Here is a 20,301-nt window from a genome sequence, read left to right as displayed (position 1 = left end):
CTCCTCATCTCGCAATGCCGGTTCCCCCTCACTGAGGGGGAACCGGCATTGCGAACACGGAGGTGCGGAGCGGCGAGCGCAGGAAGAATCGCGATATGCACGGTGTGTCGCGGTGCGGGACCCGGCGCGTCAGACAGAAGTGCCTGCAGTGGCGGCTGAGATGCACCGGCGCGCTGGGCCGCGCGCGCAGCGCTGGGCCGCGCAGCGCCTCCGCTCAGCGCCCCCGCTCGAGCAGCACCATGACCTCGAAGTGCGTGGTCTGCGGGAACATGTCGAAGACGCGCGCCCGCACCGGTCGCAGCGACGGCATCGCCGCGAGATCCTTCGCGAGCGAGGCGACGTTGCAGCTCGAATAGAGCACGTGCGACGCGGTGGATGCCTCGAGCCACGCGCTGAGCTCGCCGCCGATGCCGCGCCGTGGCGGGTTCACGATCACGAGATCGGGGGCCGCGTCGGCCTCGATCGCGAACGTCGTGGCGTCACCGGCGGCGAAGCGCAGACGCGAGAGCGCGGCATCCGATCGACTGAGCTCGGCGCTCGCAACCGCCTCGACACTCGTCTCGATGCCGGTGACCTCGGGGCCGGCATCGTCGCCGGCGGCGATGTGCAGCGCGAACCCGCCGACGCCCGAGTACAGGTCCCAGGCGGAGTCGGGAGCGATGTCGCGGATCCAATCGCGCGCCTCGGCGTAGAGCGCCGCGGCGATCTCGGTGTTCGTCTGGAAGAAGCTCTGCGGGCGCAGGTGCATCGTCACGTCGTTGAGGCGCATCGGCAGGGTGTCGGCGTCGGTGAGGACGATCTCGTGCTCGCCCTCGAGCACCGCCTTGTGCTCGGGAAGCACGTTCGCCGTGACGACCCGCGTCTGCGGCAGTTCGGCGAGCAACGCCGGCAGGTGCTTGCGGATGCGGCCGACCGGCTCGGTCGATCGCAGGACGAAGCGGATCATGAGCTCGCCGTCGGGCGACTCGGTGACGATGAGGTGCTTCAGCTCGCCGGTGCGGCGGGTGACGTCGTAGGGCGCGGTGCGCGCGAGCGTGATGAACCGGGCGAGCACCGGGAACGCAGCCCGGTGGCCGGGCGAGCAGATGCCGCACGCCTGCAGGTCGATGCCGTGGCCGTCGGCGTCGAGGATGCCGATCGTCGGTGCGTCGACGGTACCGCCGACGACCATCTTCGCCTTGTTGCGGTAGCCCGACTCGGCACTCGCGATCGGCGGCAGCCATTCGGGGACGTCGAACGGACCGAGCAACTCTTCGGCGTGCCGCTGCTTGTCGGCGACCTGGCGCGAATACGGCTGCCCCATGAGCGAGCACGACGTGCAGCGCCCGGCGTCGAAATAGGAGCAGTCCACGGATTCCAGCGTAGGCGGCACTCGATGCCGCATCGCGCGCCTCCACGGTCGTACGGCGATGATGGGCCGATCCTCACGGATCCCGAACGCACGCGACGCTGATACTCATGCGTCGCCCACGGCATTCTCGGCGTGGCCACCCGCCGATCGGCGGTGATCGCCGCGCTCGCCGCGCTACCGTTGGCGCATGGGCGCAGCGGAGATCATCTCGGTCGTCTCCGAGGTGATCGGATGGATCGCCCTCGGTGTCGGTCTCGTGTGCCTGCTGCTCGCCCTGCTCATCCGCATCGCCGACGGGCGCTGGGTGCGCACCGACGCTGTGGTCGTCGACTACGAAGAGCACAGCGTGATCCGATGGTTCGCCGAAGGGTCGTTCCACTCGCGCATCCTGGGCTCCGAGGAACGAGAGCATGTCACCCGGCCCGACGAGGAGCCGGCCTACTACAAGCAGCGCGACCCCGACCGGTTGCGGCTCCATGAGCCGCCCGCGGGGCGTCGCGTCATCCGGAACGTCGGGCTCGTGCTGCTCGGCATCGCAGCGCTCGCGGGGCTCGTCGGCCTCGTGCTCATGTTCGTGGGCTGATCTTCCCGCCAGAGGCACGCCGGTCAGCGCCCGCGCAGTTCCTCCCACTCGCGCATGAGGTCGGGCATCCTGGTGTCGATGAAGCGGTAGAACCGCGCCATCTCGCGGGCGCGCACCGAGCCGGCCGCCTGCTCGTCGGCGATCGCGTCGGCGGCGCGGTCGCCGAGTTCGGCGATCACGCCGTAGACGGGGCTCTTCGCCATGAGTGCCGTGTACCAGGCGTCGTCGAGGAACTCCCAACGGTCGCGTCGGCTGCCCGCCTGAGGCACGCGATGGAGGATGCCGATCTGCTCGAGGTAGCGCACCGCGCCCGAGATCGCCGCGGCGCTGACGCCCAGTTGATCGCCGAGCTCGCTCGCCGTCAGGCCGCCCTGCTCGGCGACGAGCAGGGCCATGAGCACGCGCGCCGGCATCCGGGGGAATCCGGCGGCGGTGAGGACCGCGGCCGACTGCTCGACCGTTGCCCTCAGGGCCTGCTCGTCGCGTGGCATCCGGTCAGCCTCTCATCCGCCGCTCGTGACCTCTCGCCGACGCATCGCGACCACCGCCGCCGCACCCGCGGCGAGGCCGACGGCGAGCATCCACACGCCGCCCGACCAATCGGTGCCGTCGCCCGAGGGGACCGGCGAGTGCGCGAACGGCGACAGGTTGTTCAGCCATTCCGGCAGCTGCAGGATCGGGCCGAAGGTGCCGAGGATGGCCGCGACCCCGACGATCGTCCAGCCGAGCGGAATCGTCGCACGCGGCAGGAATGCGAACACGAGCAGCGTCACTCCCAGGAAGACGAGGCACGCGGGGATCTGCGCCGCCGCTGCCTCGAGGACGTTCGGGATGAGGGTCTCGGGGTCCTGGGCTCGACTGGCGCCCAGCACGCCTGCGAGACCCGCCGCCGTGAGCACCACGACGATCACGACGACGCCGACGATCCAGTACTCGAGCAGCCAGCGCACTCGCGGCACGCGGGTCGCGAGCACGAGCTCGGCGGTGCCGTGGACCTCCTCCTGCCGCGCCCGGATCCCGACCTGCACAGCGCAGCATGCGGCGAGGATTCCGACGACACCGTAGAACGTGGCCACGAACGCCTGCTCGATGGAGGCGTCGTCGCCGATCGCCCGCCGCAGCATCTCGATCACCTGGGGGTTGCTGCCCGCGACGTCGCCGACGATCGATGACAGCGACGTGGCGAGCAGGCCCGTCGCGATTGCGCCCGCCGTCCACGAGAGCAGGATCGAGAGATTGAGACGCCACACGAGCCCGAACGAACTGGACAGCACGGGGCCGGCCGAGGCGCGGCCGGCGCGGCCCGGAAGCAGGCTGGCCCCTTGGTCGCGCACCGACTGCAGCAGGTACACGAACGCGACGACCACTGCCGCGAAGCCGAGCGGAACGAGCAACGGACGCAGGTCGTTCTCGACGAAGGCCCCGGTGAACTGGCCGAAGCCGATCGGCGACAGCCAGCTGGGCCATGCAGGGGTCACGTGCAGCAGGTCGTCCGACGGCGTACCCGCAGCGTCGCCGAGGCCGCGAAGCAGGTAGGCGGCGAGCACGAAGGCCACCGAGATCCCGTTCGCGCCGCGCGAGGTGCGGAACAGCTGCGCGGCGAACAGGCCGAACGCGAGGAATGCGATGCCCGACGCCGCCATGGCTGCGCCCGCTACGAATGATCCGCTCGCGTCGAGACCCGTTCCGATGAATGCCAGTGCCACGAACAGGCCGAGCGCCACGTTCGCCAGCACGCCGTGCGCGACGGTCGCCGTCAGCGGCGAGATCCGGCCCGCCGGAGTCGAGGCGATGAACTCGGCGCGCCCCTGCTCCTCCTCCATGCGGGTGTGCCGCACGGCGAGGAAGGTGCTCATCAGGCCGCCCATCAGCGCGAGCCATGCGAAGAGCAGGAAGAACGCGAAGGCACCGTCGTCGGTGCCGTTCGGCGTGCCGCGGAACACGAGGATGGTTCGCGTGGCGATGGCGATGCCGAGGATCTCGCGCCGGTCGCCCTCGTCGCCGAAGGTGTCGAACACCGCGCTCACCGCAGCGTAGGCGAGCAACGCGGTGCCGACGATCCAGAGCATGAGCTGCAGGCGGTCGCGGCGCAGCCGCTGACGCAGCAGCACGAGGAATCGGGTCATGATCGCGGTGCCTGTCCGAGCGTGGCCAGTTCGTCGCCGTAGTGGCGCAGGAAGAGCTCCTCGAGCGACGGCGGCGAGACCGTGAGACCCTGCACGTCGAGGTCGGCGAGCATCGGAAGCACTCCTGCCACGCGGTCGCTGTCGACCGTGAACCGCACACGGCCGCTGTCGATCACGAGGTCATGGGTTCCCGTGATCGCGTCGATCGCGGCCTCCTGGCCAGGCTGCTGGACGAAGGCGATCTCGGTACGGGTGAGGTGCCGCAACTCGGCCATCGTGCCGCTCTCGACGGTCTTGCCCTCCCTGATGATCGTCACGCGGTCGCAGAGCTCTTCGACCTCCGACAGGATGTGGCTCGACAGCAGCACGGTGGCCCCGTCGGCGGCGACACGGTCGATCTCGCGGTTGAAGACCTGTTCCATGAGGGGATCGAGGCCGCTCGTCGGTTCATCGAGGAGATACAGGTCTGCGGGCGTCGCGAACGCCGCGATGAGCGCCACCTTCTGCCGGTTGCCCTTCGAATAGGCCCGGCCCTTCTTACGCGGGTCGAACTGGAACACCTCGATGAGTCGTTCCTTGCGCAGGGCATAGGCCGCCTTGTCGGCGGCGCCGCCACGGAGGCGGCTCAGGAGGTCGATCGCCTCGCCGCCCGTGAGGTTCGGCCAGAGACTCACGTCGCCCGGCACGTACCCGATGCGGCGGTGCAGGTCGGCCGCGTCGGTCCATGGATCGCTTCCGAAGAGGGTCGCCTCCCCGCCCGACGCGCGCGCGAGTCCGAGCAGGATGCGGATGGTCGTCGACTTGCCGGCGCCATTCGGGCCGAGGAAGCCGTGGATCTCGCCGGCATCGACCGTGAGGTCGAGTCCGTCGAGGGCGATGGTGCGCCCGAACCGCTTCTGCAGGCCTCGAGTGCTGATCACGGTGCTCATGGGCGTGATGGTACGCCGGATTCACAATGTTGTGAATCTTCCTAACGGCTCCCAATCGGCGCGCTACTCGAGCGCTGCGAACTTCTCGATGTCGCCCTCGGTTCCGGTCACGATGATGAGGTCATGGTTCGAGACCACGGTCTGCTCGGTCGCGTACGTGAACGGCTTTCCGGGGCTCTTCACGCCGACGACGGTGACCCGGTGCTTCGAGCGCACGCCCGACTCGGTGAGGTTCTTGCCGCGGATGGGCTTCGGCGGGTACATCTTCACGAGGGCGAAGTCGTCGTCGAACTCGATGAAGTCGAGCATGCGGCCGCTGACGAGGTGCGCGGTGCGCTCGCCGGCCTCGCGTTCGGGGTAGATGACGTGGTTCGCACCGATGCGCTGCAGGATCTTGCCGTGCGAGGCCGAGATCGCCTTCGCCCAGATCTGCGGGATCTTCAGGTCGACGAGGTTCGCGGTGATGAGTACGGATGCCTCGATCGACGAGCCCACCGCGCACACCGCGATCGAGAAGTCCTGGGCGCCGATCTGGCGGAGCGCGTCGATCGAACGCGCGTCGGCGACGACCGCATGGGTCACCCGCTCGGACCACTTCTGCACGAGGCCCTCGTCGGTTTCGACCGCGAGCACCTCGCGGCCGAGCCGGTCGAGCTGCCCTGCCGTAGCGGCGCCGAATCGGCCGAGGCCGATCACGAGCACCGGGGCGTCGTGTCTGATTCTGTCAACCAACGATGGGCCTCTCTTCCGGTCGTTTGAACAGCTGTCGCCGCTGGCTCGCGGCGAGCGCGGCGGCCAATGTCACGGTGCCCACCCGGCCCATGAACATCGTCGCGGCCATCACGTACTTGCCCTCTGGTGGGAGGTCGAAGGTGAAGCCGGTGGACAGTCCGCAGGTGGCGAACCCCGAGATCACGTCGAACAGCACGAAGTCGAGCGGGGCCTTCGTCATCTGGGTCAGGATGATCGTCGACACCGCCACGATCGTGGCCCCCCACAGCACCACGCTCACCGCGAGGCGCAGCATGTCGCGGGGGATGCGCCGGCCGAACGCCTCCATCGAGGGCGCGCCCCGCGCCTCGGCGAACGCGGCGAGGAACAGCACCGCGAGGGTCGTCACCTTGATGCCGCCCGCGGTCGACGCCGAGCCGCCGCCGACGAACATGAGCATGTCGGAGACCAGCAGACTCGACGGATAGAGATCGGCCATGTCGATCGTGGAGAAGCCGCCCGATCGGGTCATCATCGACATGAACAACGCCTCGAACAAGGTCTTGCCGAAGTTGAATCCGCCGTACGTCTTCGGGTTGTCGTACTCGAGCACCAGGAAGGCGAGCGCACCGAGCACGAAGAGGATGCCGGTGGTCGCGAGGGTGAGCTTGACGTGCACACTCCATCGGCGGGGGTTCCGCCACAGTCTCGAGAGCGCGAAGATGACCGGAAACCCGAGGCTGCCGAGGAAGACGGCGACCATCATGAGCGACTGGAACCAGTAGTCGTCGAAGAACTCGACCGGGCCACCGACGTTGGGGGCGAAGCCGGTGTTGGTGAAGGCGCTCACCGAGTAGTAGGCCGAGTACCAGACGCTCGTGCCGAGGTCGTGCCCCGCGGCCAGCACACTCGGGATCATTCCGAGCGTGATCACGGCCTCGATCGTCAGCGTGCTCACGGCGACCGTGACGAGCAGCCCGCCCACCTCGCCGAGGCGGACCGCCTGGCGTTCTGCGACGGGTCCGACGTGAATGCGGGACGGGTTGGTGTCGCTCGCGGCCATGAGCTTGGCGCGCAGTCCCAGCCGGCGCGAGATCACCAGGCCGAGGATCGACGCGAGCGTCAGCACGCCCATGCCGCCGATGTTCATGCCGATGAAGATGACCGCGTTGCCGAACGGCGACCAGTACGTCGCCATGTCGACCGTCGTGAGACCGGTGACGCAGATCGTCGAGACCGCGGTGAACAGCGCATCGGCGAGCGGGGTGCTGCTGCGTTCACCCGCCCGGGCGATCGGCAGAGACAACAGGAGGGTGGTGACGAGGATCAGCGACGCGAATATCAGGATCGCGAAGCGCGATGGCGAGCTCTTGACGAGGGAGTCGATTGCATCGCGTGCGCGACCCAGCCATGACCGTCGGTCGACTCGACCCAGACGGCCAAGCTGCTGTGCGCGCATCGATGCCCCCTGCCTGACCAGCCAACGCGAGAGTCATGGTACTCCCCGCGGGGAATGACTACCCTTGGGGCATGGCTGACATCTTCGACGTGGTGGCGGACGCGACGCGGCGCGACATCCTCGCGGTCCTGCTCGAACGCGAGGGTGCGGTGCCGCAGTCGGGTGGCGAGATCAGCGTCTCCGAGATCGTCATGGCGCTCGGCGCCAGTCAGCCCACGGTGTCGAAGCACCTCAAGGTGCTGCGCGAGTCGGGCCTCGTCGCGGTTCGCGAAGAGGGCCAGCACCGCTACTACAAGCTCGACCGCACGCCGCTCGAAACCCTCGAGGACTGGCTCATTCCGTTCACGTCATCCGATGCCGCGGCCGATGCCGCGACGCTCGCGGGCGCGGCCGCGAGCGACGAGGTTCCCCTCAACCACGAGCAGCGGGCGTTCGCCTCGGCGATCGGCAAGGCCTTCGCCGAGACGGCGCATCAGGTCACCGCGGCGGTCGCCCCCAAGAAGCGCCGCTAGGAATCGGTCGCGTGGGTTGATGAGGCGCGCCAGCGCCGTCTCGAAACCCCTGGGTTGAGGAGGCGCGCCGGCGCCGTCTCGAAACCCCTGGGTTGAGGAGGCGCGCCAGCGCCGTCTCGAAACCGCCGACCTCAGATCGCGACGAGCGCGATCGCGAACCCCACGCACGATGCTGCGCACGTGATGGTGCGCACGTGGTTCCACCCCAGCCATCCCGGGCGGAACTCGTGCCAGGCCGACTCCAGCGGGCCGGCCTCGTTCGCCGCCGCGGCCAGTCGGTTGTTGCGTGGCACGTTTGCGCCGGACGTCACCCCGATCGCCCCGACGAGGTAGACGGCGCCGGCCGCCACCGCCCACCACATCGCGCCCCTGAGCGCTCCCGTGAACGCGAAGCCCAGAAGCACGAGCACCACCAGCCCCGTGCCGAACAGGGCGAGCATGAGCGGAGCCCGCACCGCGGTGACATTGATGCCGCGCATGGCACGCGCCGCGTCGGCGCCGGGCAGCCGGTCGAGCCCCTGCGTCACGAAGCCCGAGAACGCGTAGAACACGCCGGCCATGATGCCGGTGCCGAGGATCGCCACGATGATCAGCGGGGTGATGAGTGCGAGCATGCGCCCAGTCTGGTGCACGGCCCCGCGAGCGGGTTGAGGAGGCGCGCCAGCGCCGTCTCGAACCCCTGGGTTGAGGAGGCGCGCCAGCGCCGTCTCGAAACCTCGGGCCGTCGCTCCAGGGTTTCGAGACGCTCGCTGCGCTCGCTCCTCAACCAGCGAGGGGCGGTCAGCGCAGCGGCTTGATCATCTCGAGCTCGAGGCCGCCCGGTTCGAGCTCGTACTCGCGGCTACGACCTGTCAGCGTGAAGCCGAGCTTCTCGTAGAACCGGATCGCTCGCGGATTCTGCTCGTGCACCTCGAGGCGCAGGGTGTCGCCGAAGCCCAGCGCCCAATCCTCGACCGCCTCGAGCAGCAGCCGCGACACGCCCGCGGCATCGCCGCGGTAGTCGGGTGCGACGTACACGCCGACGAGCAGGGGGCCGGTCGCGGCATCCGGAATATACCCGCCCATCGTGCCCACCCAGCGTTCGCCGTCGATCGCGACGATCGCGGTCTGCCCGGCCGTCGTGCCGCGTGCGGCACGTGCACGCCACCCCGCCTCGTCGACGTCGAGCGCGTTCGCGAGGGTCTCGGCGTAGGCGAGCGGGAAGTCGCGCAGCATCTCGAGCCGCAGGGCGCGCACCGCCTGCCAGTCATCAGGTGCGGTGGTGCGGATGACGACATCGCGGGGGCGCATCCCTCGACGGTAACGCATCGCGCACGAGGCACGTCTCCGAGTCCGCTAGACTATCCCGAGGCATTCTTGTCTTCGGCTGCGGCACGCGCGGCCGACTCGATCTTTCTGTGAGGTTTTGATGGGTTCCGTCATCAAGAAGCGTCGCAAGCGCATGGCGAAGAAGAAGCACCGCAAGCTTCTTCGCAAGACGCGCCACCAGCGTCGCAACAAGAAGTAGTCGCACCGCGACCACTGGCTGAGCGCCGGGCCTTCGGGCTTGGCGCTTTTTGCTACCCGCCGAGCCCTGTGCCGGTCGGCGCGTGAGTGCCGATTCGGCGCCTTGCGAAGCGCACTCCCGCGCCGATTCGGCACTCTGAGGGTCGGTGGTGCGCGGGCGGCGACGTACGATCGAGGCATGGCCCGCGACATCCGCCTCACGCTCATCGGCAAGCCCGGCTGCCACCTCTGCGACGACGCGCGCGAGGTCGTGAAGGGTGTCATCGCCGAGAGCGAAGCGACGGATGCCTCGCGCCGCATGCTGCTCGAAGAGCTGAGCATCCTCGACGACGAGGCGCTGCGCGATCGCTACGCAGAAGAGATCCCGGTGCTGCTCATCGACGACGAGGTGCACGACTACTGGCGTATCGACCCGGTGCGGCTGAAGGCGGCCATCGCCTCGACGTGACGCCACATCGCGCTGGAGTGACCGTGTTCGGACGGAGTGGACGAATTCGTTGCCTCTGTCGGACCAACCTCACTCCAGCGCGCGCGTCAGAGGGCGGGCTGGGCGGGGCGGGCTGGCCGGGGCGGGGTCGTGCGCAGGCCGGCTTTCAGGCGACGTCGCGGGCGCAGCGGAAGCCGATGTGCGTCGTCGCCGTGTCGTCGGCCTGGGGTGAGCGCGCCGACGGCCGGTAGCGCAGGCAGTAGTCGGGCGAGCAGAGGTGCGAGCCGCCCTTGAGCACGCGGCGGGGGATGCGCGAGCCCGGCTCGGCCGACGCGGCGGCGAGCAGGTTCGGTCGGGTCTCGGCGTCGACGGCGACCGTGCCCGGCGGCACGTGCCGCTCGGCGTAATAGTCGGTCGTCCACTCCCAGACGTTGCCGGTGACATCGAAGAGCCCGTACCCGTTCGCCGGGAACGTCATCACGGGCGACGTGCCCACCCACCCGGCGGCGCCGGTGTTGCGGTACGGGAACGATCCCTGCCACCGGTTCACCATGAGCTTGCCGTCGGGGAACTCGTCGTCGCCCCACGAGAACCGCGCACCGTCGAGGCCGCCGCGGGCGGCGAACTCGAACTCGGCCTCGGTGGGCAGGCGCTTGCCGGCCCAGGACGCGTACGCCGAGGCATCCTCGAAGCTCACCTGCACGACCGGGTGCGTCAGGCGTTCGTCGACGGATGACCCGGGCCCGAACGGCTGCCGCCAACTCGCGCCCGCGCCCCACCGCCACCACTGGCGCCAGTCGCGCAGGTCGACGGGGCCCGGGGTCGGAGAGAAGACGAGTCCGCCGGGGACCAGCTCGGCGGGGTCGGCGCCCGGGAAGTCGGCCGGGTCGAGCGGTCGCTCAGCGACCGTGACGTAGCCCGTCGCCTCGACGAACGCGGCGAACTGCTCGTTCGTCACGGGGTGCAGGTCGAGCTCGAACGTGTCGACGGTGCGTTCGTGCACGGGCGTCTCGTCGGGGTAGAACTCGTCGGAGCCCATGCGGAATGCGCCGCCCTCGATGCGCACCATGCGCGTCGTGTCAGTCCCGGTCACCCTCCGAGCCTACGGCTCACGCTGCGCCCCGCCGCCGCCTGCCCCGCTTCTCGCCCTATCAGCCCCCGCTTTGCGCCGTGATGTCGCCCGAATCGCCCTCAACTCTGCGACGTGCGAACACTTTGCGCGACATCGCATCAGGGTGGCGGTGAATACCGGGTGGCCGGGTGGGTCTGACGAGTCGTACACAGGGTGCGCGTGGGTGGATGTCTCCACAGATCACTCGCGGTCGGGCGGGAGGCACGTCCGCCGGTCGAACCTGATCGGATGAGACCGAACCTGCCCCTGCCTGACGCGTTCGCGCAGCGGGCGTTCACGACATCCGAAGCGATCGCCGAGGGCGTCGGCGCCGGGCGATTACGTGGCCGTGACCTCACCCGCCCGTTCCACGGGGTCCGCTCGGCGGCAGCCTCGCTCAGTCTCGAGGCGTTGCGAGCACTCTGCGCGACCTCAGCGAGAGGCCCCGGCCGGAGGACGGGCGGGGCGCGGGGGCGCCGGCCGAGTGGGGGCGCGGGCGCGGGGGCGCCGGCCGAGTGGGGGCGCGGGTGCGCGCGGGCGCGGGGCTAGGGCAGCAGGCGCGTCGGGCCGCGGAACAGGTACGTCGTCTCGCGGATCGAGTGCTCGTTCAGCATGAGCATCAGCACGCGGGCGAGGCCCATGCCGAAGCCGCCGTGCGGGGGCACGCCGTAGCGGAAGAAGTCGAGGTAGAACTCGAGCTCTTCAGGGTCGAGCCCCTTCTCTTTCGCCTGCTCGACGAGCACGTCGATGCGGTGTTCGCGCTGCGCGCCCGTCGAGATCTCGACGCCGTTGTAGATGAGGTCGTAGCTGTTCGTGAGCGACGGGTCCTCGGGGTGGCGCATGTGGTAGAACGGCCGCAGGTTGATGTCCCAGTCGGTGAGGAACACGAAGTCGTGACCGTAGGTCTCGCGCACGTAGGCCGAGATCTGGCGCTCACCCTCGGGGTCGATGTCTGCGTCGTCGCGTGGGATGACGTAGCCGCGGTCGGCGACGATCTGCTTCGCCTCGGCGAGCGGAATGCGCGGGAACGGCCGCGTCGGCACCGCGAGCTCGATGCCGAACAGCTCGCGGATCTCGTCGCCGTGCTTGTCGACGACCGCCTGGATGCCGGCGACCATGAGCTCTTCGTGCAGCTCCATCACGTCTTCGTGCGAGTCGATCCAGCTGATCTCGGTGTCGATCGAGGTGAACTCGGTCGCGTGCCGTGACGTGAACGACGGGTCGGCACGGAATGCCGGGCCCACCTCGAACACGCCGCCGAAGCCGGCCGCCTGTGCCATCTGCTTGAAGAACTGGGGGCTCTGCGCGAGGTACGCGGTTCCCTCGAAGTAGCCGACTTCGAAGAGCTCCGCGCGCGACTCGGAGGCCGACGCCATGAGCTTCGGCGTCTGCACCTCGATGAGGCCCTTCTCGACCCACACCCCGCGCAGCGCGTGCAGGAACGTCGTCTGAATGCGGAAGATCAGGTTCTGCTTCGGGTGGCGCAGGTCGAGGAACCGCCAGTCCATGCGCTTGTCGAGGCTCGAGTCGGCCGCGATCGGCGTCTCGGGGTTCGCCTCGGCGACCACGTCGAGCGAGCCGATCTTCACCTCGAGGCCGCCGAGCTTCACGCGCTCGTCGTGCTTCAGGTCGCCGGTGACGCTGATGAACGAGCCGTGCGCGAGCGCCGAGATCGCCTCGGTCGTCGCCAGGCGAGCGGATGCCTCGGCGTCGGCGTTCTCGTCGACCTCGCGGGTCGCGGGGTTCACGAGCTGCACGGCACCCGACTCGTCACGGAGGATGACGAACTGCACCTTCTTCTGATCGCGCACCGTCTCGACCCATCCGGACACGGTGACGGGGCCGTCGGCGAGGGCGGCGAGGTTCTTGACGAGGGTGCGGTTCTTCACAACAGGCGAGTCTACGTGAGTGGGTTGAGGAGCCCGACGAAGGAGGGACCCTGGGTTTCGGGACGGTCGCTGCGCTCCCTCCTCAACCCGCTCTCACTCGGCGGATTCAGAGGGAACGGCTCTCTAGACTGGAACCCGTGCCGGCCGAGCAGATCCATCTCGTGCGCCATGGCGAGGTGTTCAACCCCCAGGGCGTGCTCTACGGTCGACTACCGGGCTACGGACTCAGCGACCTCGGCCGCATGATGGCGAAGGCCGCCGCCGACGACCTCGTGGCGCGCGGGCGCCCGGTCGCCGCGTTGGTCTCGTCGCCGTTGCAGCGCACGCAGCAGTCGGCCGAGCCGATCGCCACGGCGTTCGAGCTCGAGCCGACCCTCGACGACCGGGTCATCGAACCCGAGAACCTTTTCGAGGGCAAGCGCATGCGCGGTCCGGGCGGCGCGCTTCGCGACATCCGCAACTGGGGTCTGCTCGTGAACCCGTGGGAACCGAGCTGGGGCGAGCCGTTCCGGTCGATCGCCGACCGCATGATGGCCGCGATCGAGGACGCCTGGTCGTCGGTCGACGAGGGCGACGTCGTGATCGTCAGCCACCAGCTGCCGATCTGGACGACGCACCGGCACCTCGCCGGCAAGTCGCTGTCGCACGACCCGCGGCGCCGGCGCTGCGCACTGTCGAGCATCACGACGCTCGAGGTGCAGACGGCGGCGGGCTCGGCGAGCGGGCGGCGGTTCGTCGAGGTCGGCTACACGAACCCGGCGGCGGGATTCGCCGCGCAGGCGATAGATCTGGGAGCGGTGTGAGCATGGGTTTCGAGACGCTGGTTTCGAGACGGCGCTGGCGCGCCTCCTCAACCCGCAGAGCGGCAGCGGTGGTTGCGGCATCCGTGCTGCTGCTCACGGGGTGCACGAGCGATCCGCTCGCCGAGCAGTTCCGCGAGGGCAGCGGCAAGAACTACATCGCGGGCGACGGCACGATCTCGGTGTACGCAGCCGACGACCGCGGCGAGCCGATCGAGTTCGCGGGCGAGACCGTCGATGGCGACAGCTACGATTCGGCGGATGTCGCGGGGCAGGTGCAGGTCGTCAACTTCTGGTACGCGGGGTGCGCGCCGTGCCGTGTCGAGGCGCCGATCCTCGAGCAGGTCTACGAGGGCACGGGTCGCGACGAGGTGAGCTTCGTCGGCGTGAACGTGCGCGACCAGGCGGGCACCGCGGCGTCGTTCGAGGAGGACTACGGCGTGACGTATCCGTCGATCCTCGATGTCAGCGAGGGGGCGGTGCAGCTCGCGTTCGCCGGACCGGTGCCGCCCGCTGCCGTGCCGACCACGATCGTGCTCGATCAAGAGGGCAGGGTCGCCGCGCGCGTGCTCGGCCAGCTCGAGGAGGCGTCGATCCTCGACTCGATCATCTCCGACCTGCTCGCCGAGCAGGCATAGCGGCGCGGTCGCAGCGAGCAGAGAACGGAACACATGGGCGTCGGCGAGGTGGTGCTGAACGGGCAACTGCTCGCGGCGATGCCGATCGCGCTCGCCGCGGGCGTCGTGTCGTTCCTGTCGCCGTGCGTGCTCCCGCTCGTGCCGGGCTATCTCGGGTATCTCGGCGGGTTCACCGACGCATCGGCCGACGCTGCCGAAGAGCGGCGCAACCGCCGCCGGCTGCTGCTCGGCGTGCTGCTGTTCATCGCCGGGTTCACGCTCGTGTTCGTGACGTTCAACCTCGTCGCCGGCGTCGCCGGGGCGTGGCTGCTGCAGTACTCCGACGTGATCGTGCGGGTCGCCGGCGCGCTGCTCATCGTCATGGGGCTCGTGTTCATCGGGCAGTTCAGCTTCATGCAGCGCACGATCAAGCCGAGCTGGCGCCCGGCCACCGGCATCGCGGGGGCACCGCTGCTCGGCATCGTGTTCGGCGTCGGCTGGACCCCGTGCATCGGCCCGACCCTCGCGGTGGTGCTCGCCCTCAGCGCCGACTCGGCTTCGGCAGGGCGCGGCGTGCTGCTCGGATTGCTGTACTGCATCGGCCTCGGCATCCCGTTCCTGCTCGTGGCCGCCGGCTTCGGCTGGGTGACCGGGTCGCTGACGTTCATGCGCCGGCACATCCGCGCGATCAACATCGCCGGCGGCACGCTGCTCATCGTGATCGGCGTGCTCATGGTCTCGGGAATCTGGAGCATCTGGATGTACGAACTGCAGGCGGTGATCACCGGTTTTGTCCCCGCGATCTGACCCCGGCGAACTCTCTCGCCCCGCCGACCACATCGATTCGGCCGAGCCCGTCCCCGACGAGGCATCCGTTCGACCGGACGGCTCCGTCACCCAACCCAAGCTCGGCTTCGTCGGCTGGATGCGATTCGGGTGGCGGCAGCTCACGAGCATGCGCACCGCGCTGCTGCTGCTGCTGCTGCTCGCGATCGCGGCGGTGCCGGGTTCGCTCGTGCCGCAGCGGTCGAGCGACCCCAACGGGGTCACGCAGTACTTCAGCGACAACCCCACGCTGGCGCCCATCCTCGACGGGTTCCAGATGTTCGACGTCTACACGTCGGCGTGGTTCTCGGCGGTGTACCTGCTGCTGTTCGTGTCGCTCATCGGCTGCGTCATCCCGCGCACGAAGCATCATCTCGAGGCGCTGCGGGCCCGTCCTCCGCGCACGCCCGCGCGACTGTCGCGACTCGCGGGGTACACCGAGCGGGAGTTGCCCGCGGCGGCGGATCTCGAGACGCGTGCTCCTTCGTCGCTCGCTCCTCGATCAGCGGAGGAGGGTGCTCCTTCGTCGCTCGCTCCTCGATCAGCGGAGGAGGGTGCTCCTTCGTCGCTCGCTCCTCGATCGGCGGAGGCTGCGGCGGAGGAAGCCATCGACGCGGCGGCCGTGCAGCTGCGCAAGGCGGGCTACCGGGTCGAACGATACGAGCTGCGCGGCGAGGCATCCGTCTCGGCCGAACGCGGCTACCTGCGTGAGACCGGCAACCTGGTGTTCCACACGGCCCTGCTCGGCGTGCTCGTGGCGGTCGGGTTCGGCGGGGGATTCGGCTTCTCGGGCCAGCGCGTGATCGTCGAGGGGCAGACCTTCGTCAACACGCTCGCGTCGTTCGACTCGTTCAATCCCGGCCGCTTCTTCAACGACACCTCGCTGCAGCCGTATCGCCTGTCGCTCGAGCGCCTCGATGCGGTCTACGAGACGCAGAACGCCGACGCGCTCGGCCAGCCGATCGACTTCACGGCGCACGTCTCCGTCGAGGGCCAGGGCGCCGAGGCGCAGGACGCCACGGTCAAGGTCAACGAGCCGCTCTACACGTACGGCACCGACGTCTACCTGCTCGGCAACGGCTACGCGCCGACGATCACCGTGACGAACGCCGACGGCGACGTGGTGTTCACCGATTCGGTGCCGTTCCTGCCGCAGGACGCGAACCTCACGTCGATCGGCGTGGTGAAGGTGCCCGACGGAATGCCCGAGCAGCTCGGAATGGTCGGCTTCTTCTACCCGACGCAGACGCAGCTCACCTCGGGCGCGTACACGTCCAGTTATCCCGACCTGATCCTGCCGGTGCTCACGCTCAACGTGTACCAGGGCGATCTCGGCATCGACGGCGGCACTCCGACCTCGGTGTACACGCTCGACCCCTCGGGCATGGAGCAGCTGACCGGCGGCGACACCGGAGTCGACTCGATCGAGCTGAAGCCCGGCGAGAGCGCCGAGCTGCCGAACGGGCTCGGCACGGTGACGTTCGAACATGCCGATCCCGATGCCGGCGAGGGCGACTACGCGCAGAGCGTGCCGCGCTTCGCGAGCTTCGACATCCACCACGACCCCACCCAGATCTGGGTGCTCGTGTTCGCAGTGCTCATCCTCGGCGGGCTGCTCGTGTCGCTGTTCGTGCCGCGCCGGCGCATGTGGGTCAAGGCCGCGAAGCGGCCCGACGGCACCGTCGTGCTCGAGTACGCCGGACTCGCCCGCGGCGAGGACCCCGGCCTCGAAGACGCCGTGACGGCGTTCGCCGACGCGCACGCGGGGCCTCGTGTCGGTTGAGGAGGCGCGCCAGCGCCGTCTCGAAACCGCCTCAGTCGCTCCTCAACCCACTCACCCCACGAATTCTTCGACGTAAGGTAGAACGGTGCAGATGACGCTCGACGAGATCTCGATCCTCAGCGTGTACTCGGCGATGGTCGTGTACGCGATCGCCTTCATCGCCTTCGCGATCGACCTCGCGCGGCGGGGGGCTGCCGTGACGGCGGCAGCGGATGCCTCGGCTCGCGCCGAGGCGAAGGTCGCGGTCGGGGCAGCTGTCGGCGCGTCCGCCGGGCGCGGCGGTGCCGCTGCGGCGAAGGCCGACGGAGGGGCATCCGTCGCTTACGGGCGTTCGCCGGCGCTGCGCGTCGGCGTCGCCATGACGATACTCGCGTGGGCGCTGCACCTCACCGCGACCGTGCTGCGCGGCCTCGCGGCCGGGCGCGTGCCGTGGGCCAACATGTACGAGTTCGCGCTCACGGGCACGCTCATCATCACGACCGTGTTCCTCGCGGTGCTGCTCATCTCGAAGCACGACCTGCGGTTCCTCGGCACGTTCGTCACCGGGCTCGTGCTCGTGCTGCTCGGCGTCGCGACGATCAACTTCTACGTGAGCCCCATTCCGCTGCCGCCGGCGCTGCAGTCGGTGTGGCTCGTCATCCACGTGTTCGTGGCGTCGGCGTCGGTCGGCTTCTTCGCGCTCGGGTTCGCGCTCTCGGTCGTGCAGCTGCTGCAGGCGCGACGCGAGTCGGTGGTCGCGAGCGCCAAGGCGGCCAAGCTGACGTTCCTCGCGACGCTGCCGAGCGCGGCCACGCTCGAGAACCTCGCCTACCGGGTGAACATCATCGGCTTCATCATGTGGACGTTCACCCTGATGGCCGGCGCGATCTGGGCTGAGAAGGCGTGGGGCCGGTACTGGGGCTGGGACACCAAGGAGGTGTGGACCTTCATCATCTGGGTGGTCTACGCCGGGTACATCCACGCGCGCGCGACGCGCGGATGGCGAGGCTCTCGGTCGGCCTGGCTCTCGATCATCGGCTTCTCGACGGTGCTGTTCAACTTCACGGTCGTCAACCTGTTCTTCAAGGGATTGCACGCGTACTCCGGACTCTGACGCGCGCCCTCTCGCTCGCGCCGCGCCGCGCCGCGCCGGAGTGCCGAATCGGCGCGAGAGTGCCCTCGGGGCCTGACCGATTCGGCACTCGTGCGCCGAATCGCCTGCGATGACGCGTCTCGGTTGCGGTGACATCCGATCACGGCCATTGAATATTTAGGTATCCCTAAATATACTGGGAAGGGTCGAAGGAGACCAGTCGGACGGAGGTCTTCATGGTCGAACTCCCCAGTCGCCGCAACGTCCTGTTGGGCGCGGCGGCCGCCATCCCCGCCGCCGTGCTCGGCACCGCCGCGGCACCGTGGCCGCACGACGACGCAGCGCACCCGAGCGGTGGCGACCACGTCTCGTCGGGTGCGACGAAAGCGACGGCGACGAACCATGTCGGGCACGCGGGCTTCCCGACCGGCTCGGTGCCTCCCGAGCGCGCGGGGATCGACCCGACGGCGATCCTGCGCGACTTCGACACCGGCACCGTGAGCACGTTGCCGAGCGGACAGGTCCTGCGCGAGTGGAAGATCACGGCGATCGACCGCGACATCGAGATCGCACCCGGCGTGACCTTCCCGGCCTGGACCTACAACGGGCGCATTCCGGGGCCGACGCTGTGGTGTCGCGAGGGCGACGCGCTGCGCATCGAATTCACCAACGCGGGAGCGCACCCGCACACGATCCACTTCCACGGAATCCACACCGCCGAGATGGACGGGACGCCGGGGATCGGCGGTGGGTCGATCCTGCCGGGCGCCTCGTTCACCTACGAGTTCGATGCCGTTCCGTTCGGCACGCATCTCTACCACTGCCACCAGTCGCCGTTGGCCCCGCACATCGCGAAGGGCCTCTACGGCGGGTTCATCATCGAGCCGAAGAGCGGGCGCGGGCCGGCCGACGACGAGATGGTGATGGTGATGAACGGGTACAACACCGATGGCGGCGACGACAACGAGTTCTATTCCGTCAACGGCCTGCCGTTCCACTTCATGGATCACCCCGTGCAGGTGAAGCGCAACGCGCTGGTGCGCATCCACCTGATCAACGTGCTCGAGTACGACCCCATCAACTCGTTCCACGTGCATGCCAACTTCTTCCACTACTACCCGACCGGCACCATGCTCACCCCGAGCGAGTACACCGACACCGTCTCGCAGATGCAGGGACAGCGCGGCATCCTCGACATCCGCTTCCCGTACCCGGGCAAGTACATGTTCCACGCGCACAAGGTCGAGTTCGCCGAGCTCGGCTGGATGGGCTTCTTCGAGGTGACCGAGTGACGACCACCCCCGAGACGACGTCGCCCCAGCACGACGAATCGCGTGCAGGCCGGGCTCCCCGGTGGCTGCTCGGGGTGGGGCCGCTGGCGCTCATCGCGCTCCTCATCGGACTCTTCACGCTCCTGAACGCACCCGGCCTCACGGGCAGCGGGGCACGCGTGCCCGAGGAGGCGGTGGCGATCGAGAACGTCCGATTCGAGCCCGGCCGCATCATCGTCGCGGTTCGCAACGAGGGGGTCGACCCCGTGACCGTCGCGCAGGTGAACGTGTCGGACTTCTTCGCGCAGTTCACGCAGACCACCGAGCAGATGGCGCCCCTCCAACCGAACACGATCACGGTCGGCTACGACTGGGTGCAGGGCGACCCGTACGAGATCGCCCTCATCACCTCGGCCGGCGGCAAGGTCACCGTCGACGTCGTCGCCGCACCGAGCCCCGAGCAGGGTGCGCAGTTCTTCGGTCTGATGGTGCTCCTCGGGATCTACGTCGGGGTCATCCCGATCGGCCTCGGCATGCTGTGGTTGCCGTTCGTGCGTCGCGCGTCGCGCGTGTGGGTGCGAGGGCTGCTCGCATTCACGGTCGGCCTGCTCGTGTACCTGACCGTCGATGCCACGCTCGAAGGACTCGAACTGGTTGCCGGCAGCGCGGCCTTCGGGGGGAGTCTCGTCGTGCTGCTGGGGGCGGTCATCGCCTTCCTCGTGCTCGAAGGCGTCGAGGGGCTCGCCCTGCGACGACGCCGTGATCGGGGCGACGCAGCCGAGCCCTCCCCGCAGATGTTCGCGCTCATGATCGCGATCGGAATCGGCCTGCACAACCTCGGCGAGGGCCTGGCCATCGGGTCCGCGTATGCGGTCGGATCCCTCGCGCTCGGGGCATCCCTGGTCATCGGTTTCGCCATCCACAACACGACCGAAGGACTCGCGATCGTCACCCCGCTCGCACGCACCCGGCCTCGGCTCGGCCGCCTCGCCGTCCTCGGGCTCATCGCCGGTGCTCCGGCGATCGTCGGGGCCCTCGTCGGGGCATCCGTCAATCAGCCCACCCTCGCCGCCCTCCTGCTCGGCGTCGGCGCGGGTGCCGTCGGACAGGTCGCCGTGAAGTTGCTCCCGATGCTGCGCAGCGACACCGGCCGCGTGCTGACGCCGATCACCGTGGTGGGCATCATCGGCGGGGTCGTGTTCATGTTCGTCACCGGCCTGCTCATCGTCGCCTGAGTCTCACCGTCGCCAGATCGGCGTGAGGCTCGAAGCACCCCGGACGAGGGCCACGAAATGACAGCGCTTCCAATGCGTCAAAGGCCGAGTCCTG

General features: G+C 69.1%; 21 protein-coding genes. 11 read left to right on the top strand and 10 right to left on the bottom strand.

Annotated elements, in window-relative coordinates:
• Positions 1–214: 214 nt before the first annotated feature.
• A complete protein-coding gene (gene rlmC, locus LSF15_RS16755) occupies positions 215–1,351 on the bottom strand; it encodes a 23S rRNA (uracil(747)-C(5))-methyltransferase RlmC (protein ID WP_232499701.1) in 1,137 nt (378 codons plus the stop codon).
• Between the two features lie 187 nt (positions 1,352–1,538).
• On the opposite strand from rlmC, the gene LSF15_RS16750 reads away from it, so the two are divergent.
• On the top strand, positions 1,539–1,934 hold the full coding sequence (locus tag LSF15_RS16750) for a hypothetical protein (RefSeq protein WP_232499700.1): 396 nt from the start codon (positions 1,539–1,541) through the stop codon (positions 1,932–1,934).
• Between the two features lie 23 nt (positions 1,935–1,957).
• Here the strand turns inward: LSF15_RS16750 and LSF15_RS16745 are convergent, their stop codons facing one another.
• From LSF15_RS16745 to LSF15_RS16725, 5 genes are all read right to left on the bottom strand, one after another.
• Complete coding sequence (locus LSF15_RS16745; protein ID WP_232499699.1) at positions 1,958–2,425, bottom strand: GbsR/MarR family transcriptional regulator; 468 nt, start codon at positions 2,423–2,425, stop codon at positions 1,958–1,960.
• 12 nt (positions 2,426–2,437) lie between these two features.
• Positions 2,438–4,060 (bottom strand): ABC transporter permease, encoded by a 1,623-nt coding sequence (locus LSF15_RS16740; RefSeq protein WP_232499698.1) that lies wholly within the window; start codon positions 4,058–4,060, stop codon positions 2,438–2,440.
• The gene (locus LSF15_RS16735; RefSeq protein WP_232499697.1) at positions 4,057–4,989 is read right to left on the bottom strand and encodes an ABC transporter ATP-binding protein; all 933 of its coding nucleotides are present in this window, start codon (positions 4,987–4,989) and stop codon (positions 4,057–4,059) included. Before LSF15_RS16735 ends, LSF15_RS16740 begins: the two co-directional genes overlap by 4 nt.
• Before the next feature lie 63 nt (positions 4,990–5,052).
• Positions 5,053–5,721 (bottom strand): potassium channel family protein, encoded by a 669-nt coding sequence (locus LSF15_RS16730; protein WP_232499696.1) that lies wholly within the window; start codon positions 5,719–5,721, stop codon positions 5,053–5,055.
• Positions 5,714–7,159 (bottom strand): TrkH family potassium uptake protein, encoded by a 1,446-nt coding sequence (locus LSF15_RS16725; protein ID WP_232499695.1) that lies wholly within the window; start codon positions 7,157–7,159, stop codon positions 5,714–5,716. The genes LSF15_RS16730 and LSF15_RS16725 overlap by 8 nt, the downstream gene beginning before the upstream one ends.
• 71 nt (positions 7,160–7,230) lie before the next feature.
• Here LSF15_RS16725 and LSF15_RS16720 point away from each other — a divergent pair, with 71 nt between their 5' ends.
• Entirely contained in the window at positions 7,231–7,671 is a 441-nt protein-coding gene (locus LSF15_RS16720; RefSeq protein ID WP_232499694.1) for an ArsR/SmtB family transcription factor, read from the top strand.
• 131 nt (positions 7,672–7,802) lie between these two features.
• Here LSF15_RS16720 and LSF15_RS16715 read toward each other — a convergent pair whose 3' ends face one another.
• Both LSF15_RS16715 and LSF15_RS16710 read right to left on the bottom strand, forming a co-directional pair.
• A complete protein-coding gene (locus LSF15_RS16715) occupies positions 7,803–8,285 on the bottom strand; it encodes an anthrone oxygenase family protein (RefSeq protein ID WP_232499693.1) in 483 nt (160 codons plus the stop codon).
• Between the two features lie 166 nt (positions 8,286–8,451).
• Entirely contained in the window at positions 8,452–8,961 is a 510-nt protein-coding gene (locus tag LSF15_RS16710) for a GNAT family N-acetyltransferase (protein ID WP_232499692.1), read from the bottom strand.
• 118 nt (positions 8,962–9,079) lie between these two features.
• On the opposite strand from LSF15_RS16710, the gene LSF15_RS16705 reads away from it, so the two are divergent.
• Complete coding sequence (locus tag LSF15_RS16705) at positions 9,080–9,178, top strand: 30S ribosomal protein bS22 (RefSeq protein WP_003792170.1); 99 nt, start codon at positions 9,080–9,082, stop codon at positions 9,176–9,178.
• Positions 9,179–9,355: 177 nt separating this feature from the next.
• Positions 9,356–9,625 carry a glutaredoxin family protein gene (locus LSF15_RS16700; RefSeq protein WP_232499691.1) on the top strand — a complete coding sequence of 90 codons (270 nt, stop codon included), beginning with the start codon at positions 9,356–9,358 and terminating at the stop codon, positions 9,623–9,625.
• 145 nt (positions 9,626–9,770) lie between these two features.
• Here the strand turns inward: LSF15_RS16700 and LSF15_RS16695 are convergent, their stop codons facing one another.
• Positions 9,771–10,673, bottom strand: coding sequence for a formylglycine-generating enzyme family protein (locus LSF15_RS16695; protein ID WP_232499721.1), 903 nt, complete (start codon positions 10,671–10,673; stop codon positions 9,771–9,773).
• 587 nt (positions 10,674–11,260) lie between these two features.
• Positions 11,261–12,604, bottom strand: coding sequence for an aspartate--tRNA(Asn) ligase (gene aspS, locus LSF15_RS16690; RefSeq protein ID WP_232499690.1), 1,344 nt, complete (start codon positions 12,602–12,604; stop codon positions 11,261–11,263).
• A 137-nt stretch (positions 12,605–12,741) separates the two neighbouring features.
• Here aspS and LSF15_RS16685 point away from each other — a divergent pair, with 137 nt between their 5' ends.
• The 7 genes from LSF15_RS16685 to LSF15_RS19110 all read left to right on the top strand — a co-directional run bounded on the left by LSF15_RS16685 (position 12,742) and on the right by LSF15_RS19110 (position 20,207).
• A complete protein-coding gene (locus LSF15_RS16685; protein WP_232499689.1) occupies positions 12,742–13,407 on the top strand; it encodes a histidine phosphatase family protein in 666 nt (221 codons plus the stop codon).
• Positions 13,408–13,475: 68 nt separating this feature from the next.
• Entirely contained in the window at positions 13,476–14,042 is a 567-nt protein-coding gene (locus LSF15_RS16680; protein ID WP_232499688.1) for a TlpA family protein disulfide reductase, read from the top strand.
• Positions 14,043–14,075: 33 nt separating this feature from the next.
• Positions 14,076–14,828 carry a cytochrome c biogenesis CcdA family protein gene (locus LSF15_RS16675; RefSeq protein WP_232499687.1) on the top strand — a complete coding sequence of 251 codons (753 nt, stop codon included), beginning with the start codon at positions 14,076–14,078 and terminating at the stop codon, positions 14,826–14,828.
• A complete protein-coding gene (resB, locus tag LSF15_RS16670; RefSeq protein WP_269756568.1) occupies positions 14,812–16,629 on the top strand; it encodes a cytochrome c biogenesis protein ResB in 1,818 nt (605 codons plus the stop codon). The genes LSF15_RS16675 and resB overlap by 17 nt, the downstream gene beginning before the upstream one ends.
• 91 nt (positions 16,630–16,720) lie before the next feature.
• Positions 16,721–17,722 (top strand): c-type cytochrome biogenesis protein CcsB, encoded by a 1,002-nt coding sequence (gene ccsB, locus LSF15_RS16665; RefSeq protein ID WP_232499686.1) that lies wholly within the window; start codon positions 16,721–16,723, stop codon positions 17,720–17,722.
• Between the two features lie 215 nt (positions 17,723–17,937).
• Entirely contained in the window at positions 17,938–18,993 is a 1,056-nt protein-coding gene (locus tag LSF15_RS16660; protein WP_232499685.1) for a multicopper oxidase domain-containing protein, read from the top strand.
• Positions 18,990–20,207 (top strand): ZIP family metal transporter, encoded by a 1,218-nt coding sequence (locus tag LSF15_RS19110; protein WP_232499684.1) that lies wholly within the window; start codon positions 18,990–18,992, stop codon positions 20,205–20,207. Before LSF15_RS16660 ends, LSF15_RS19110 begins: the two co-directional genes overlap by 4 nt.
• Positions 20,208–20,301: the final 94 nt, after the last annotated feature.

It is taken from the genome of Agromyces humatus, assembly GCF_021228295.1.
Classification (GTDB): Bacteria; Actinomycetota; Actinomycetes; order Actinomycetales; family Microbacteriaceae; genus Agromyces; species Agromyces humatus.
This window is presented reverse-complemented; position numbering and strand designations above follow the sequence as displayed.

Coding starts and splice junctions, on each gene's coding strand:
- LSF15_RS16720 (WP_232499694.1), top strand. CDS start 7,231: ATGGCTGACATCTTCGACGTGGTGGCGGACGCGACGCGGCGCGACATC.
- LSF15_RS16675 (WP_232499687.1), top strand. CDS start 14,076: ATGGGCGTCGGCGAGGTGGTGCTGAACGGGCAACTGCTCGCGGCGATG.
- LSF15_RS16715 (WP_232499693.1), bottom strand. CDS start 8,285: ATGCTCGCACTCATCACCCCGCTGATCATCGTGGCGATCCTCGGCACC.
- LSF15_RS16660 (WP_232499685.1), top strand. CDS start 17,938: ATGGTCGAACTCCCCAGTCGCCGCAACGTCCTGTTGGGCGCGGCGGCC.
- LSF15_RS16745 (WP_232499699.1), bottom strand. CDS start 2,425: ATGCCACGCGACGAGCAGGCCCTGAGGGCAACGGTCGAGCAGTCGGCC.
- LSF15_RS16700 (WP_232499691.1), top strand. CDS start 9,356: ATGGCCCGCGACATCCGCCTCACGCTCATCGGCAAGCCCGGCTGCCAC.
- LSF15_RS16735 (WP_232499697.1), bottom strand. CDS start 4,989: ATGAGCACCGTGATCAGCACTCGAGGCCTGCAGAAGCGGTTCGGGCGC.
- LSF15_RS16710 (WP_232499692.1), bottom strand. CDS start 8,961: ATGCGCCCCCGCGATGTCGTCATCCGCACCACCGCACCTGATGACTGG.
- LSF15_RS16725 (WP_232499695.1), bottom strand. CDS start 7,159: ATGCGCGCACAGCAGCTTGGCCGTCTGGGTCGAGTCGACCGACGGTCA.
- LSF15_RS16705 (WP_003792170.1), top strand. CDS start 9,080: ATGGGTTCCGTCATCAAGAAGCGTCGCAAGCGCATGGCGAAGAAGAAG.
- LSF15_RS16695 (WP_232499721.1), bottom strand. CDS start 10,673: ATGGTGCGCATCGAGGGCGGCGCATTCCGCATGGGCTCCGACGAGTTC.
- LSF15_RS16740 (WP_232499698.1), bottom strand. CDS start 4,060: ATGACCCGATTCCTCGTGCTGCTGCGTCAGCGGCTGCGCCGCGACCGC.
- ccsB (WP_232499686.1), top strand. CDS start 16,721: ATGACGCTCGACGAGATCTCGATCCTCAGCGTGTACTCGGCGATGGTC.
- LSF15_RS16750 (WP_232499700.1), top strand. CDS start 1,539: ATGGGCGCAGCGGAGATCATCTCGGTCGTCTCCGAGGTGATCGGATGG.